At 70.1% G+C, this 14,525-nt stretch carries 14 protein-coding genes; 10 read left to right on the top strand and 4 right to left on the bottom strand.

Annotated elements, in window-relative coordinates:
• Positions 1-751 (bottom strand): integrase arm-type DNA-binding domain-containing protein (locus tag J2847_RS26290; RefSeq protein WP_209781745.1); only part of this gene is annotated, 751 nt, incomplete at its 3' end.
• 411 nt (positions 752-1,162) lie between these two features.
• Between J2847_RS26290 and ilvA the strand changes: the two genes are divergently transcribed.
• From ilvA to J2847_RS26305, 3 genes are all read left to right on the top strand, one after another.
• Positions 1,163-2,707, top strand: a complete 1,545-nt coding sequence (ilvA, locus tag J2847_RS26295) for a threonine ammonia-lyase, biosynthetic (protein ID WP_209781746.1) — start codon at positions 1,163-1,165, stop codon at positions 2,705-2,707.
• 71 nt (positions 2,708-2,778) lie between these two features.
• The gene (gene corA / locus J2847_RS26300; RefSeq protein WP_209781747.1) at positions 2,779-3,771 is read left to right on the top strand and encodes a magnesium/cobalt transporter CorA; all 993 of its coding nucleotides are present in this window, start codon (positions 2,779-2,781) and stop codon (positions 3,769-3,771) included.
• A 42-nt stretch (positions 3,772-3,813) separates the two neighbouring features.
• Positions 3,814-4,212, top strand: coding sequence for a hypothetical protein (locus J2847_RS26305; protein ID WP_209781748.1), 399 nt, complete (start codon positions 3,814-3,816; stop codon positions 4,210-4,212).
• 22 nt (positions 4,213-4,234) lie between these two features.
• Here the strand turns inward: J2847_RS26305 and J2847_RS26310 are convergent, their stop codons facing one another.
• The 3 genes from J2847_RS26310 to J2847_RS26320 all read right to left on the bottom strand — a co-directional run bounded on the left by J2847_RS26310 (position 4,235) and on the right by J2847_RS26320 (position 6,946).
• Entirely contained in the window at positions 4,235-5,326 is a 1,092-nt protein-coding gene (locus J2847_RS26310; RefSeq protein ID WP_325169486.1) for a LysM peptidoglycan-binding domain-containing protein, read from the bottom strand.
• 166 nt (positions 5,327-5,492) lie between these two features.
• Positions 5,493-6,353: a cytochrome c gene (locus tag J2847_RS26315; protein WP_325169487.1), complete on the bottom strand. Its 861-nt coding sequence runs from the start codon at positions 6,351-6,353 to the stop codon at positions 5,493-5,495.
• Positions 6,354-6,469: 116 nt separating this feature from the next.
• The gene (locus J2847_RS26320) at positions 6,470-6,946 is read right to left on the bottom strand and encodes a c-type cytochrome (RefSeq protein WP_209781750.1); all 477 of its coding nucleotides are present in this window, start codon (positions 6,944-6,946) and stop codon (positions 6,470-6,472) included.
• Between the two features lie 160 nt (positions 6,947-7,106).
• On the opposite strand from J2847_RS26320, the gene J2847_RS26325 reads away from it, so the two are divergent.
• The 7 genes from J2847_RS26325 (at position 7,107) to J2847_RS26355 (ending at position 14,506) form a co-directional block, all read left to right on the top strand.
• On the top strand, positions 7,107-7,691 hold the full coding sequence (locus J2847_RS26325; RefSeq protein ID WP_209781751.1) for an LOG family protein: 585 nt from the start codon (positions 7,107-7,109) through the stop codon (positions 7,689-7,691).
• Positions 7,692-7,827: 136 nt separating this feature from the next.
• Positions 7,828-9,333, top strand: coding sequence for a replicative DNA helicase (locus J2847_RS26330; RefSeq protein ID WP_209781752.1), 1,506 nt, complete (start codon positions 7,828-7,830; stop codon positions 9,331-9,333).
• Between the two features lie 8 nt (positions 9,334-9,341).
• Positions 9,342-10,454 (top strand): alanine racemase, encoded by a 1,113-nt coding sequence (alr, locus tag J2847_RS26335; RefSeq protein WP_209781753.1) that lies wholly within the window; start codon positions 9,342-9,344, stop codon positions 10,452-10,454.
• Positions 10,455-10,530: 76 nt separating this feature from the next.
• Entirely contained in the window at positions 10,531-11,307 is a 777-nt protein-coding gene (locus tag J2847_RS26340) for an MlaE family ABC transporter permease (protein WP_209781754.1), read from the top strand.
• Positions 11,308-11,318: 11 nt separating this feature from the next.
• Entirely contained in the window at positions 11,319-12,104 is a 786-nt protein-coding gene (locus J2847_RS26345) for an ABC transporter ATP-binding protein (RefSeq protein WP_209781755.1), read from the top strand.
• A 177-nt stretch (positions 12,105-12,281) separates the two neighbouring features.
• A complete protein-coding gene (locus tag J2847_RS26350) occupies positions 12,282-12,917 on the top strand; it encodes an endonuclease III domain-containing protein (protein WP_325169488.1) in 636 nt (211 codons plus the stop codon).
• A 731-nt stretch (positions 12,918-13,648) separates the two neighbouring features.
• Positions 13,649-14,506, top strand: a complete 858-nt coding sequence (locus J2847_RS26355; protein WP_209781756.1) for an AAA family ATPase — start codon at positions 13,649-13,651, stop codon at positions 14,504-14,506.
• Positions 14,507-14,525: the final 19 nt, after the last annotated feature.

Consider the following 14,525-nt stretch of genomic DNA (forward strand, 5'->3'; position numbering starts at 1 on the left):
TCCCGTGGACTCCCTGGACAACGGGCTTCTGCAACTGGAAGCGTGGCTGGAAATTGGACGCCGATGATGGCTGGTTTTTCGAGGCCGATTGACAGTCATGCCGCTGGATGACGCTGGAGCGCTTCCTCCCTCGGCTGGGGCTCGCCAGAAGGTTAGCCTCCAAGTCGCCTCGATCGATTGCCCAATTCACAATGCGGAGGGCGATTTCCCGGACCTTGTGGGCCTTTTGGATCGTTCCAACCTCAACGAGAGGATCTAGGAGGGCGACCAAATCTCGCCGCCGCAAATCAGCCGCCACCCGATCCTTCCAGGCCGGCATGATCTCACGATTGATCATCGATACGATGTTAGGCCCTCTTCGGAGGGTGGGGCATTCCAGCTTGATGTAGAGGGATGCCAGTTGGCCGAAGGTGCCGGGAGCGTAGCCCGTGGCGGCCTTGTGCTCGATTGCCAAGCGGGCCTCATCCTTCGCTGCCTGCTTCTCTGCCGCAGGGTCGCTACCTGCCTCCACCAACTCCAGGGCCTTGCTCGCCTTCTCCCGCGCCTCACCGAGCTTCAGGGTAGGGTAGTGACCGAGCGTTAACCGCTTCTGCTTACCCTCGAAGCGGTAGAAGACGAACCACGACTTGCTGTTGTCGCCCACCCGCAAGCCGAAGCCAGGTAGGGAGGCGTCGAACAGCTCAAGGCGCTGGCCAGGACTTGGAGGTGTTGCGTTTTCCACCGTCTTCGCGGTGAGCTTGACCTTTGGCATATCATCCTCTGGTTCGGAGGGGGCGGCCAGATGCGGCCAGGGTAACAGAGCGGGTAACAAGGCGGGTAACAAAAGGCGTGTTTGTCAGGGTGCGGCACGGTGCCGTAATGTTCGCATGTAAGGCGGTAATATTATGATTTTAAACCATATTGTGTGCCGTCTCGTGCACCGCGGTTCCCTTTGGCACATCGCCATGCCCGACCGGTGAATCCGGCCTGGACCGTTCCCGGCCCGGCCGGCGGGACCCTGCCCCGACGCAGGAGAGTCTTGACAGCCCGCCGCCCGCCGCTAGACCTGACGCCTCTCCGGTTCGCGGACCGCCCGTCGGCACGCCGCACGTCGACGGCGCGGTCGGGCCGGTTCGGCCAGGGCGCCCGCGAACATCCATGACTCGAGACAGGCTGGTCGGACGTGCAGGACTATATCCGGAAGATTCTCTCGGCCCGCGTCTACGACGTGGCGATCGAGAGCCCGCTCGATTCCATGCCCCGCCTGTCGGAGCGTCTCGGCTGCGCCATCGCCCTGAAGCGGGAGGATCTCCAGCCGGTCTTCTCCTTCAAGCTGCGCGGCGCCTACAACAAGATGGCCGGGCTGGAGCGGGCGGACCTCGACCGCGGCGTCATCTGCGCCTCGGCCGGCAACCACGCCCAGGGCGTGGCGCTGGCCGCCCAGTCGCTCGGCGCCACGGCGACCATCGTCATGCCGCGCACCACCCCCGACATCAAGGTCCAGGCGGTCAAGAGCCGGGGCGGTCGGGTGGTGCTGCACGGCGAGAGCTTCGACGAGGCCTACGCCCACGCCCGCCGGCTGGAGGCCGAACAGGGCCTGACCTTCATCCATCCCTACGACGATCCCGACGTGATCGCCGGCCAGGGCACCGTCGGCATGGAGATCCTGCGCCAGCACCCCGACCCGATCGAGGCGGTGTTCGTGCCGATCGGTGGCGGCGGGCTGGCCGCCGGGGTGGCGCTGTTCGTCAAGTTCCTGCGCCCCGACGTGAAGGTGATCGGCGTCGAGCCGGAGGAGGCGGCGAGCATGGCCGCCGCCATCGCCGCCGGCGACCGCGTGATCCTGAACCAGGTCGGCCTGTTCGCCGACGGCGTCGCCGTGCGGCAGGCCGGAGAGGAGACCTTCCGGCTGTGCCGCGAACTGCTGGACGGCGTCGTCACCGTCGGCACCGACGAGATCTGCGCCGCCGTGAAGGACATCTTCGAGGACACCCGCGCCATCGCCGAGCCGTCCGGCGCCGTCAGCCTCGCCGGCCTGAAGAAGTATGTCGAGGACGGGATGGGCGGGGAGCGCGGCGCCCTGGTCGCCATCAACAGCGGCGCCAACATGAATTTCGACCGGCTCCGCCACATCGCCGAGCGGGCCGAGATCGGCGAGCACCGCGAGGCGCTGCTGGCCGTCACCATCCCGGAGAAGCCGGACAGCTACCGCGCCTTCATCCGGCTGCTGGGGACGCGGGCGATCACCGAGTTCAACTACCGCTACGCCGATTCCTCCGCCGCCCAGATCTTCGTCGGCGTCCGCCTGTCCGACGGCGAGCGCGAGAAGGCCCAGATCATCGCCCTGCTGCGCGAGCGGGGCTATCCCGTGCTCGACATGAGCGACAACGAGATGGCCAAGCTGCACGTCCGCTACATGGTCGGCGGCCGGGTGGCCGGCTTGCAGGACGAGGTGATCTACCGCTTCCAGTTCCCGGAGCGGCCCGGCGCCCTGCTGAGGTTCCTCGACAGCCTGTCGGGGCAGTGGAACATCTCGCTGTTCCATTACCGCAACCACGGCGCCGATTACGGGCGGGTGCTGGCCGGCATCCAGGTGCCGGCGGGGGAGCGGGATCAGCTGGCGCGCAGCCTCGACGAACTCGACTATCCCTATTGGGACGAGTCCGACAACCCGGCCTACCGCTGCTTTCTCAGCGCCGGGCCGGGGATGGAGCGGGATCCGGAGTGACCTCCATCGACGGCACGATGCCCACGGCCTAAACTGTCCGCCCATCCACGGTGCCGCCTGTGTGCTGACCCATGACCACGCCCGCTCCTTCCAATCCCGCCGTGGTCGCCAGCGTGGCCTATTGCAACGGCCGCCGGGTCGCCGACGTCCCGGTCGCCGAGGCTGGAGCCTGGGCGGCGCGTGAGGGGCATTTCGTCTGGATCGGCCTGCACGAGCCGGACGAGGCCCTGCTGATGGAGGTCAAGCGCCAGTTCGGCCTGCACGAGCTGGCGGTCGAGGACGCCCTGCACGCCCACCAGCGCCCCAAGGTGGAAATCTACGGCAACAGCCTGTTCATGGTGCTGCGCACCGCCCGGCTGGAGAAGGAGGCGCTGGTGCTCGGCGAGACCCATGTCTTCGCCGGGCAGGGCCATGTCGTCACCGTGCGGCACGGTGCCTCGAGCAGCTATTCGCCGGTGCGGGCGCGCTGCGAAAGCTCCCCGCATCTGCTGAAGCACGGCGAGGATTTCGTCGTCTACGCGGTGATGGACTATGTGGTCGACTGCTATTTCCCGGCGCTCGACCAGATGGCCGGGGTGGTGGACGAATTGGAGGCGCTGCTGATGACCCGCCCGCCCAGCGTGGCGGAGATCGAGCGCATCCACCAGCTCCGCCACGACCTGGAGCGGCTGCGCCGCGCCGCCTCGCCGCTGCTGGAGGTCTGTTCGCGGCTGGAGCGCTTCGACCTGCCGATGATCGACGCCGACATCCGGCCCTATTACCGCGACGTGCAGGACCATGTGATCCGCGTCAACGAGCAGATCGGCTCGCTGCGCGAAGTGCTGTCCTTCGCCTTTGAAACCAGTATGATCCTGGCCGCCGCGCGGCAGAACGACGTGACGCGCAAGCTGGCCGCCTGGGCCGCCATCCTCGCCGTGCCGACGGCCATCGCCGGCCTTTACGGCATGAACTTCGAGCACATGCCGGAGCTTCACTGGCGCTACGGCTATCCGGCGGTGCTGGCGGTCATCGCGGTGGTCTGCGGCGCGCTGTTCGTCCGCTTCCGGCGGACGGGCTGGCTTTGAAGGGCTGGCTTTGAAGGGATGGCTGTGAAGGATGGGGCGAGGATGAGCGACCCGAAGGACACGCTGCGCGCGCTGCTGGACACCTATCTGCGCTGCCCGGTCGAGGCGGCGCGGGCCGAGCTGGACAGCGCGCTCGGGGCCTACCAGACCGACTGGATCCGCGCGCGCGCCGGGGCCGACGCGCCGCCCCTGCCGGCGGCGGGCCCGCCCGCCCGTCCGGCGGCGCCACGGCCGAAATTCCCCATCGCCGCCGCCGATCTCGACGTGCTGAGGCGGCTGGCCGACGGCTGGGCCGGGACCACGGCGGAGGTGTCCCGCTGGGCTTGGTTCGAGAACCGCGAGCTGGTCACGCTGGAACCGAACCCGGCGGGGGAAGGGCCGGAAACGTTGCGCCTGACGCCGGCCGGCTGGGCGGCGGCGGGGCGGACTCCGCCGGGCTGATCCTCCGCGCGGCGCCGCCGCTTCAGTTCACCGGCGGCAACGAGAAGATCTGGCCCGGATAGATCATGTCGGGGTCGCGGATCTGCTCGCGGTTGGCGGTGTAGATCGTCGTGTAGAGCATGCCGTCGCCGTAGGTGCGCCGGGCCAGCCGCCACAGGCTGTTGCCCGGCTGGACCACCAGCTTGCGCCCGTCCGTCAGGTCGGCCGGCAGGGGCGAGACCTGGACCGGCAGCTCGGCGCGGGCCAGCACCTTGCCGCTGTCGCTCACCTGATCGGCGCGCAGGGTGTAGAGGCCGGGGTCGATCAGCTTCTCCGGGCTCAGCCGCCACTGCCCTTGCGGGTCGGTGTGGGCGCGGCCGACCAGGATGTTGTCGAGATAGAGCTGCACCGCGCTGTTGGGCTTCGCCCGTCCGCCGAGCGCCACGCGCCCGGCCGGGTCGTAGTCCATGGTCTCCACCGACACGCCGCCCGGCGGGGCCGGGGCGCCCTGGCCCGACGTCTGGTCCGGAACCGGCGGGGCTTGGAGCAGCGAACTGCCGCCCATGTTGCCGCCCACGCCGCGGGTCGGGCCGGGCGTCAGGCCGTCGCGGGGCACCGCGACCGCCAGCGCCGTGGCGGGCGGGCTGGCCATGGCGTTGGCCGAGGCCGTGGCGGGGGCCGGCGGGTCGGGCACGACGACGACGACGACCTTCTCGGCCGGCACCGGGGCCTCCGCGCCGGGGCGGCTCTCGCTGAGATTCAGTTCGCGGGTGCCGGGGGCGAGCGGCTGGTCGGGCAGCATCACCCATTCGCCGCGCCCGTCCGCCTTGGCCGAGCCCAGCGTCCGGTCGCCGTCCTGGACCGTCACCGAGGCGCCGGGGGCGGCGCGCCCGGCCATCACCGTCGCGCCGTCGGGCGCCACCCGCACCACGTCGAAGCTGGGGGCCGCCGGCTGCGCGGGCGCGGCCGGAGCCGTGGCGGGAGCGGCAGGGGCGGCGGCCGGCGGCGGGGGCGCCTGCTTGAGGGCGATCGTGGCTGGCTGGGGAACGGAGGATTCCCGGGGCCACAGGCCATAGGCGGCGACCGCCGCCAGCAGGGCCAGGGCGGAACCACCGAACAGCGCGCTTTGCTTCACCTTGGACACCCTTCCGGCGACCGGCCGCGTCTGGCCGTTGCCGTCAACTATAGCAGAAGGAGATGCGCCGAAAGAACAGCGCCGACGGGGCGTCCGCATCATCCCCCAGCGTTCCGAAAGGGGGGGCCGAAAGGGGAGTGCCGGAGGATGAGTGCGGGAACGGGCGTCACTCCAGCGCCGGCACCGTCCGCAGATAGGCGGCGATGGCGGCGCGGTCCTCCGCCGTGAGCTTGGAGGTGCTGTTGCGCACCACCTCGGCCATCGCCCCGCCTGCGACGTCGCCGTCGGGCAGCAGCCCGGTTTCCAGCATCAGCGTCAGATCGCCGTCCGACCAGTCGCCGAGTCCCTTGGGGTGCGGGGTGATGTTGGGCACCTTGCCGCCGTCCGGCCCCCGCGGGTTGCCGGCGAGGTAGCGGTCGCCGTCCAGCCCGCCGAGCATCGAGCGCGGGCTGTGGCACTCCGCGCAATGGCCGAGCGCGTCGACCAGATAGCGCCCGCGGTTCCAGGCCGCCGGCTTGGCCGGATCGTCGGGCAGCGGTCCCGGCGTCAGGTACAGCCATTGCCAGGCCGGCAGCAGGAACCGCCAGGAGAAGGGCGGTGTCAGATCGTGCGGCTTGTTGGCGATGGGGACGGCGGGCTGGCTGAACAGGTAGGCCTTCAGGTCCAGCAGGTCGCGGTCGGTCATCCGGGTGTAGCTGGCGTAGGGGAAGGCCGGGAACAGCGCCGCCCCGTCCGGCCGCCTGCCCTCGCGGAAGGCGCGGACGAAGTCGGCGTCGGACCAGCGCCCGATCCCGTTGGCCGGGTCGGGCGTGATGTTCGGGGTGAAGAAGGTGCCGAACGGGGTCGCCAGCGCCCGCCCGCCGGCCAGCGGAGCCCCGGCGGGCGCGCCGTCCTTCTCCGGGGCGGTGTGGCAGCCGAGGCAGCCCGCCGCCTGGAAGACGTAGGCGCCGCGGGCGACGGTGCCGGCGTCGGGGGGCGCCGCCCATGCGTTGCCCGCCCAGAGGAGGGCGGCCAGACCTGCCCCCACCCCGACTCTCCCCCGCTTCGCAGGGGAGGGGACTGCCGCTGCACGCCGGCAAAGCTCCCTCCCCCGCCCAGCGGGGGAGGGTTGGGGTGGGGGCACGGGAGAATGAACCATGGCGCTCATTGCTTCTTGACGCGGAAATCCTCGTGGCAGCCGCCGCAGGTCTTCGACGTCGCCCCCAGCGCCTGGGCGATCTGCGCGCGGTCGCCGCCCTTGATCGCCGCCTCCAGCGTCTCGGCGGCGGGCCGCATCGCGCTCCAGCGCTCCTGCGCGGTGCCCCAGCTCGCCCACAGCTCCGGCTTGGCGGCGCTGTCGGACACGCCGACGGCGGTGCCCTCGGGGAAGATCGCCTTCGGGTCCATCTTCGCGACCGCCAGCACGGCGTCGGCGCCCTTGGCGGCGTCCTCGGCCGTGGCGCCCTCGTTCTTCACGAACTTGGCGACGGCGCCCATGCCGCCGCCCAGCTTCTTCATGGTCTGCTGGCGGTCCTTGACCTGCTCCGCCGGATCGGCGGCGCCGGCCGTTCCGCCGAAGGCGGCGAAGAGCAGCCCGGACACGCAGGCGGCAGCAAGGGCGTTGACGACGCGGTTGTTCATGTGGTCCCTCCCGGTGATACCATGGCCATGACCGGCCGGCTCCGGTGATGACGCCGGGTGCCGGCCGGTTATTCCGTCGGTCCAACAAAGAATTCGTCCGCGCCCCGCGTCCCGTCAAGCGAGCGGTTCCGGTTCCGGGCACGAGAAAGGTTGAGTCGCGATGAAGACCCTGTCGTCGGTGTGCGTCTATTGCGGGGCGTCCTCCCAGGTCGCCGACATCCACAAGCAGGCCGCGCACGCGCTGGGCGACGGTCTGGCGCGCCGCGGCATCCGTCTGGTCTATGGCGGCGGCCGGGTCGGGCTGATGGGCATCGCCGCCGACGCGGCGCTGGCCGCCGGCGGCGAGGTGGTCGGCATCATCCCCGAGCACATCCAGTCGGCCGAGGTCGAGCACACCGGCCTGACCGAGCTGCACGTCGTCGACAGCATGCACACCCGCAAGCGGATGATGGTGGAGAAGTCCGACGCCTTCGTCGTCCTGCCGGGCGGCCTCGGCACGCTCGACGAGGCGTTCGAGATCCTGACCTGGAAGCAGCTCCAGCTCCACGACAAGCCGATCGTCATCGCTGACGTCGACGGCTACTGGCGGCCGCTGCTCGGGCTGGTCGACCACATGGTGGCGCAGGGCTTCGCCCGCATCGACCAGAAGAAGCTCTACGCCGTCGCCGACCAGATCGACGGCGTGTTCGACGCGCTGGAGGCCTCGCCCCCCGCGGCGCTGCCGACCCAGCCCCGCAAGCTCTGACGCCGGGGGTCAAACCCGTCCCAGGGAAGTTATCCCCGGACTTCCCAATCTGTGGATAACTTTTGTGCACAGCTTTTGCGGAGGGGCTCCCCCCTTCGCACAGCGTTCCCGTTCCGTTTCTGCTACAGTGTCCCGCATGAGCAACCAGACCTCCTCGCTGTTCGATCCCCGCCCGCAGTCCGCCGTGAAGCCGACGGCGGAGTACCGCACCCCGCCCAACAACGAGGAGGCGGAGCAGGCGCTGCTCGGCGCGATCCTGGTCAACAACAAGGCCTACGAGAAGGTCGGCGAGTTCCTGCGGGCGGAGCATTTCTACGACCCGGCGCACCAGCGCATCTTCGCCGCGATCACCAAGATGATCGACCGCGGCCAGATCGCCAACCCGGTGACTCTGAAGTCGCTGTTCGACAACGATCCCGAGCTGGCGGTCGAGGGCGGCAGCGCCTATCTGGCCGAGCTGGCGGCCAACGTCGTCACCGTGGTCAACGCCGGCGACTATGGCAAGACCATCCACGACCTGTTCATCCGCCGGCAGCTGATCGAGGTCGGCACCGACATGGTGAACGAGGCGTACCGCCACGACCTCGACGTCACCGCGCTCGACCAGATCGGCGAGGCCGAGAAGCAGCTGTTCGACCTCGCCTCGACCGGCGACGTGCAGGGCGGCTTCGTCGCCTTCGGCGAGTCGGTCAAGCACGCCATCGCGACGGCCGAGGTGGCCTTCCGCCGCTCCAGCCACGTCACCGGCGTCACCACCGGCCTGATCGACATCGACCGCAAGCTGGGCGGCCTGCACCCGTCCGATCTGGTCATCCTCGCCGGACGCCCGTCGATGGGCAAGACGGCGCTGGCCACCAACATCGCCTTCAACGCCGCCCGCGCCCACATGCGCTCAACCGGGCAGGAGGGCGGGGTCGTCGGCTTCTTCTCGCTGGAAATGTCGGCCGAGCAGCTCGCCACCCGTATCCTCGCCGAGGTGGTCGAGGTGCCCGGCGACAAGATCCGGCGCGGCGAGATCCGCGACAGCGACTTTCCGAAATTCGTCCAGGCCAGCCAGGATCTGGCGCGCTGCCCCTTCTACGTCGACGACACCCCGGCGCTCTCGGTCTCGGCCGTGCGCACCCGCTGCCGCCGGCTGAAGCGCACCTCGGGCCTGAACATGGTGGTGGTCGACTATCTCCAGCTGCTGCGCGGCTCGTCGGCGCGCGGCTCGGAGAACCGGGTGCAGGAAATCTCCGAGATCACGCGCGGCCTGAAGGCCATCGCCAAGGAGCTGGAGGTCCCGGTCATCGCGCTGTCGCAGCTGAGCCGCGCGGTCGAGCTGCGCGAGGACAAGCGCCCCCAGCTCGCCGACCTGCGCGAATCCGGCTCCATCGAGCAGGACGCCGACGTCGTGATGTTCGTTTTCCGCGAACAGTATTATCTTGAGCGCGCCGAGCCCTCGCGCCGGCCCGACGAGAGCGACGACAAGTTCAACGACCGCTACCAGCGCTGGCAGCAGCGCCTCGGCGAGGTGCACAACACCGCCGAGGTCATCATCGCCAAGCAGCGCCACGGTCCGATCGGCACCGTCCGTCTCTACTTCGACGGCCAGTTCACCAAGTTCGGCGACCTCGACCAACGCCACCAGGACGACGAGTGAGCAGGACGATGACGGATCCCCTGCGGCAGGCCGCCGCCATTCTCACCGTGGATCTTGGCGCCGTCGTCGCCAACTGGACCCAGCTGCGCGACCGCGTGGCGCCCGCCGAGTGCGCCGCCGTGGTCAAGGCCGACGCCTACGGGCTCGGCGTCGCCCGCGTCGTGCCGGCGCTGCGCGACGCCGGCTGCCGGACCTTCGTCGTCGCCCAGTTCGAGGAGGCGCTGGCGGTCCGCGCCGCGCTGGGGCCGCAATCGGACGCGCGGGTGCTGTCGCTGGGTGGGCTGCCGCAGGGGAGCGAGGCGGAGTTCCTCGCCAACCGCATCCTGCCGGTGCTGAACCATCTGGGCGAGATCGCCGCGTGGCGCGCCTTCGCCGGCGGCCAGGGGCGGGCGCTGCCGGCGGTCGTCCACATCGACACCGGGATGAACCGGCTCGGCCTCGGCCCCGACGAGCTGGACACGCTGGCCGGCGACCTCGACCGCTTGCGGGGGGTGGACGTCCAGCTCTGGATGACCCACCTCGCCTGCGCCGACGAGTTCGAGTCGCCGATGTCGGCCCAGCAGCATCTGCGCTTCCAGGACGCGCTGGCCCGGCTGCCCAGGGCGCCGGCCAGCTTCGCCAACTCGTCGGGCGTCTTCCACGGCCCGGCCTTCCATTTCGACCTCGCGCGGCCGGGCTGCGCGCTCTATGGGGTGAACCCGACGCCGCACCGCGCCAACCCGATGGCCGGCACGGTGCGGCTCGACGCCCGCGTGCTTCAGCTGCGCAGCGTTGACAGCCCTATGACCGTTGGCTACGGTGCCGCCCACCGCGTGGAAGGGGCTGCCAAGATTGCGACCATCGCCGTGGGATACGCCGACGGATACCTGCGCTCGCTCAGCGGGCGCGGTCATGTGCATGTCGATGGCGTGCCGGCCCCGATCGTCGGGCGCATTTCCATGGATCTGATCACGGTGGACGTCAGCGGGCTGCCCGACGGCGCGGTCCGCCCCGGCGGGCTGGTCGAGCTGATCGGCCCCAACCGCCCGGTCGACACCGTCGCGGCGGAGGCCGGGACCATCGGCTACGAGGTGCTGACCTCGCTCGGCCGCCGCTATCACCGGGTGTACGCCGCTCCATGACCATCCGTGCCGTGCAGGCGGTCGCCGGGACGACCATGCCCATCATGACCACCACGACAACGATCCGGGCCTTCTGATGGGTTTCCTCGCCGCCACCGGCCGGGCCTTCCTGGTCTTCCTGGAAGCCACCGGCCGCCTCGCCATGTTCACCGGATCGGCCCTGTCGCACTGCGTGCGCCCGCCCTTCTACCCGCGCCAGATCCTGCGGCAGATGATCGACATCGGCTACTACTCGCTGCCGGTGGTCGGGCTGACCGCGCTGTTCACCGGCATGGTGCTGGCGTTGCAGAGCTACAGCGGCTTCTCCCGCTTCCAGGCGGAGGGCGCCATCGCCACCGTCGTCGTGCTGTCGGTGACGCGCGAGCTGGGGCCGGTGCTGGCCGGGCTGATGGTGGCGGGCCGCATCGGCGCCGCCATGGCGGCGGAGATCGGCACCATGCGGGTGACCGAGCAGATCGACGCGCTGTCCACCCTGTCGACCAACCCGTTCAAGTATCTGGTTGCGCCGCGCCTGCTGGCCGGGCTGACGATGCTGCCGATCCTGGTGGTCGTCGCCGACATCATCGGCGTCTTCGGCGGCTTCCTGGTCGGCGTCTACCGGCTGGACTTCAACGCCAGCAGCTACATCAACCGCACCTGGGAGTTCCTCCAGCCGATCGACGTCATCTCCGGCCTCGTCAAGGCGGCGGTGTTCGGATTCCTGATCGCGCTGATGGGCTGCTACCACGGCTACCATTCCAAGGGCGGCGCCCAGGGCGTCGGCGCCGCGACCACCAACGCGGTGGTGTCGGCCTCGATCCTGATCCTGGTGTGGAACTACCTGATCACCGGCCTCTTCTTCTCGACCAAGTGAGCGCGACCGCCATGCCCCTGCCAACGATTGCGCCGAAGATTGCCCTCAGCGGCGTCCACAAGAGCTTCGGCTCCAAGCGGGTGCTGAACGGCGTCGATCTGGAGGTCGGCAAGGGCGAGTCGCTGGTCGTCATCGGCGGCTCGGGCACCGGCAAGTCGGTGATGCTGAAATCCATCCTCGGCCTGCTCCAGCCGGACAGCGGCTCGATCCGCGTCGACGGCGAGGAGACGACGAGGCTGCGCCCGCGCGAGCGGGAGAAGCTGCTGCACAAGTTCGGCATGCTGTTCCAGGGCGCCGCCCTGTTCGACAGCCTGACCGTGTGGGAGAACGTCGCCTTCGGCCTGATCCAGGGCGAGCACATGCCGCGCGCCCAGGCCAAGGAGATCGCCATCGCCAAGCTCGGCGCCGTCGGCCTGACCCCCGACGTGGCCGAGCTGTCGCCGTCGGAGCTGTCGGGCGGCATGCAGAAGCGCGTCGGCCTTGCCCGCGCCATCGCCGACGAGCCGGAGATCATCTTCTTCGACGAGCCGACGACCGGCCTCGACCCGATCATGGCCGACGTCATCAACGAACTGATCGTCCAGTGCGTGAAGGATCTGGGGGCGACCGCCGTCACCATCACCCACGACATGGCGTCGGCCCGCAAGATCGCCGACCGTGTCGCCATGATCTACCAGGGCCGCATCATCTGGACCGGCCACGCCCGCGACATCGACCAGTCCGGCAACGCCCATGTCGACCAGTTCGTGCATGGCCGGGCCGAGGGGCCGATCAAGATGCAGATCCGCGCGCTCTGACCTTCCCGCCCTGACCGCCGTCATCGGGGGGGCGGACAGGGGAACGGAGACGGCGGTCCGGCAGGCTTTTTCCGGGAACGAAACGGGCGGCGGGGGCGTTGTTCCTCGGCCGCCCTCCCGCCCCGGAGTCCCGCCCTGAATCCCGACGCCGCCCTCGCTTCCTTCGACATCGACGAGGTGTTCCGGCGCCTGCGGATCGCGCTGGCCGGGCGGCCCAAGGCGGCCATGTTCGAGCTGCGCGACCGAGGCTACCGCTCCCCCTTCGAGCAGCTCGTGGCCAGCCTGATCTCCGCCCGCACGCGCGACGAGACAACGCTGGCGGTCAGCGAGCGGCTTTTCGCCGAGGCCCGCACCCCCGCCGCGATGGCCGCCCTGCCGGAGGAACGGCTGGTGGCGCTGCTGAACGGCGCCACCTTTCCCGAGCCGAAGGCGCGCGACATCCTGGCGCTGTCCCGCCGCATCCTGGCCGAGCATGGCGGGGCCGTGCCCGACACGCCCGACGCTCTGATGGCCTTCCACGGAGTCGGCCCGAAGATCGCGGCGCTGACGCTGGCGGTCGGCTTCGGCATCCCGGCTCTGGCGGTCGACATCCATGTCCACCGCGTCACCAACCGCTGGGGCTATGTCGCCACCCGCACTCCCGAGCGCACGATGGCGGCCCTGCTGGCGGTTTTGCCGCGCCATTACTGGGTGGAGATCAACGAGCGGCTGGTTCCCTTCGGGAAATGGGTCTGCACCGGCGAGCGGCCGCGCTGTTCGGCTTGCCCGCTGCTGTCGATGTGCGCGCGGGTCGGCGTCACCCAGAGCCGCTAGGGCGCGGCTTTCAAGGACAGCCGTCCGTTCCGGTGTGCCGTCCGTTCCGGTGTGACGGCGCGGGAGAGGCGGGCGCTGTCCGGCCCTTCCTCGTTCGATCCTTTGGACGATCCGGCGTTCCGCATTACCCCTTTTGCCCCGCGCCGGATGTGTTGGGGGTAGCGGCAACACGAAAAGGCCGGGCCGGCCCTGCTTCCTCTGTCTCTTCTTTCCCGCGATTTCGGAGAATTCTGTATTGGCGGCGTATTTCTTTGCCCATGCGAACAGGTGCGCGGCCTCTTCGCCTTCTCCCCGGCCCTTCTTTGAAGGCCGGGGCCTGCGACGACTGGAGATGGCCGTCGCACACCTTTGAATGCATTTTCATAAAATGCATTCAATTGCAGGGCCGTTGTGATCTTACAATTTCAGGGTCGGCGGCCTATCACCATCGATAGGTTTATTTCAAAATCCGATCTGGCCACCATCGCCTCACCGACATCAAGCGCCGGGCAGGCCGAGGGCAGTCCACCGACGAGCGCTCCTGTTTCCTTGATGCCGGGCTCCTGTTTCCACGGGATTGTCGGAGAGTTGCGATGACTGTGGTCTCCTATCCTGGCCGGCCCCTTTTTCCGATCCGCAAAATCGCGACGGAGCGGCCCGCAGGCGGCGGCGCATCGACCGGGTGAAGGCCCATCCACAGGCAGCGGCTCCAGCACCCACACCCCCGCCACTTCCCGAACCCAGGACGTCCGATGAATCTTCTCGATCCCATCCTGGGCGGGCCGACGGCGCGTTCCGACGCCGCCTCCCGCACGCCCGTCCGCCGTCCGTTTGCCCCCCGCCCGCTCGCCGATGCCGCCGATCCGGCCAGCCCGGCCGGGGATGGGCGGACCCGGCCGGGCAAGCTGATCGCCGTCGTCGGCGCGCGCGGCGGGGTGGGGGCGACCACGGTCGCCGTCCATCTGGCCGCCTGGCTGTCGGAGGCGCGCGGGCGCACCGCGCTGGTCGATCTCGACTTGCAGGGCGGCACCGTCGCCCTGGCGCTGCGCCTCAAGCCGGGCCCCATGCCGCGCGAGGCGGTGGAGGCCCCCGACCGCGTCGACGACCTGTTCATGGAGCGGGCGACGGTCGCCGCCTCGGAACGGCTGGCGGTTCTGGCCGCCGAGGAGCCGATCAAGGACGCCGTCGAGGTCGGCGGTCCGGCCGTGCAGGCGCTTCTGGACCGTCTGCAACTCCGCCACGACTACGCCGTCGTCGATGTCGGCCGTCCGCAGGGGCGGGCCGCCCGCGCCGTTCTGGAGGCGGCGTCGCTCCGCGTGCTGGTCGGCGACGCCAGCCGGCCGAGCCTGCGCGATCTGGTGCGGCTGCGCGCCGCCGCGCCGTCGAGGCCGGGGGCGCGGGTGATGACCGTGCTCAACCGGCTGGGAGCGCCCGGCGAACTGGCGATGGCCGATCTGGTGCGGACCCTGGGGGAACCGCCCAGCCACTGTCTGCCCTACCGGCCGGTTCCGCTGGCGGTGGCCGCCGGCATCGGCGAGCCGGTCTTCCGCCACTGCCGGCGCTTCCGCGAGGCAATGGCCTGGCTCGGCGCCGACGCCGCCGGCCGGTGAGCCCGCTGCCCGGTCGGCG

Source organism: Azospirillum agricola (assembly GCF_017876095.1).
Taxonomy (GTDB): Bacteria; Pseudomonadota; Alphaproteobacteria; order Azospirillales; family Azospirillaceae; genus Azospirillum; species Azospirillum agricola.

What these genes read in the sequence shown, in the direction of transcription:
- corA (WP_209781747.1), top strand. Translation starts at nt 2,779, where the DNA reads ATGACCACGCCCGCTCCTTCCAATCCCGCCGTGGTCGCCAGCGTGGCC.
- J2847_RS26305 (WP_209781748.1), top strand. Translation starts at nt 3,814, where the DNA reads ATGAGCGACCCGAAGGACACGCTGCGCGCGCTGCTGGACACCTATCTG.
- J2847_RS26320 (WP_209781750.1), bottom strand. Translation starts at nt 6,946, where the DNA reads ATGAACAACCGCGTCGTCAACGCCCTTGCTGCCGCCTGCGTGTCCGGG.
- J2847_RS26325 (WP_209781751.1), top strand. Translation starts at nt 7,107, where the DNA reads ATGAAGACCCTGTCGTCGGTGTGCGTCTATTGCGGGGCGTCCTCCCAG.
- J2847_RS26330 (WP_209781752.1), top strand. Translation starts at nt 7,828, where the DNA reads ATGAGCAACCAGACCTCCTCGCTGTTCGATCCCCGCCCGCAGTCCGCC.
- alr (WP_209781753.1), top strand. Translation starts at nt 9,342, where the DNA reads ATGACGGATCCCCTGCGGCAGGCCGCCGCCATTCTCACCGTGGATCTT.
- J2847_RS26340 (WP_209781754.1), top strand. Translation starts at nt 10,531, where the DNA reads ATGGGTTTCCTCGCCGCCACCGGCCGGGCCTTCCTGGTCTTCCTGGAA.
- J2847_RS26345 (WP_209781755.1), top strand. Translation starts at nt 11,319, where the DNA reads ATGCCCCTGCCAACGATTGCGCCGAAGATTGCCCTCAGCGGCGTCCAC.
- J2847_RS26355 (WP_209781756.1), top strand. Translation starts at nt 13,649, where the DNA reads ATGAATCTTCTCGATCCCATCCTGGGCGGGCCGACGGCGCGTTCCGAC.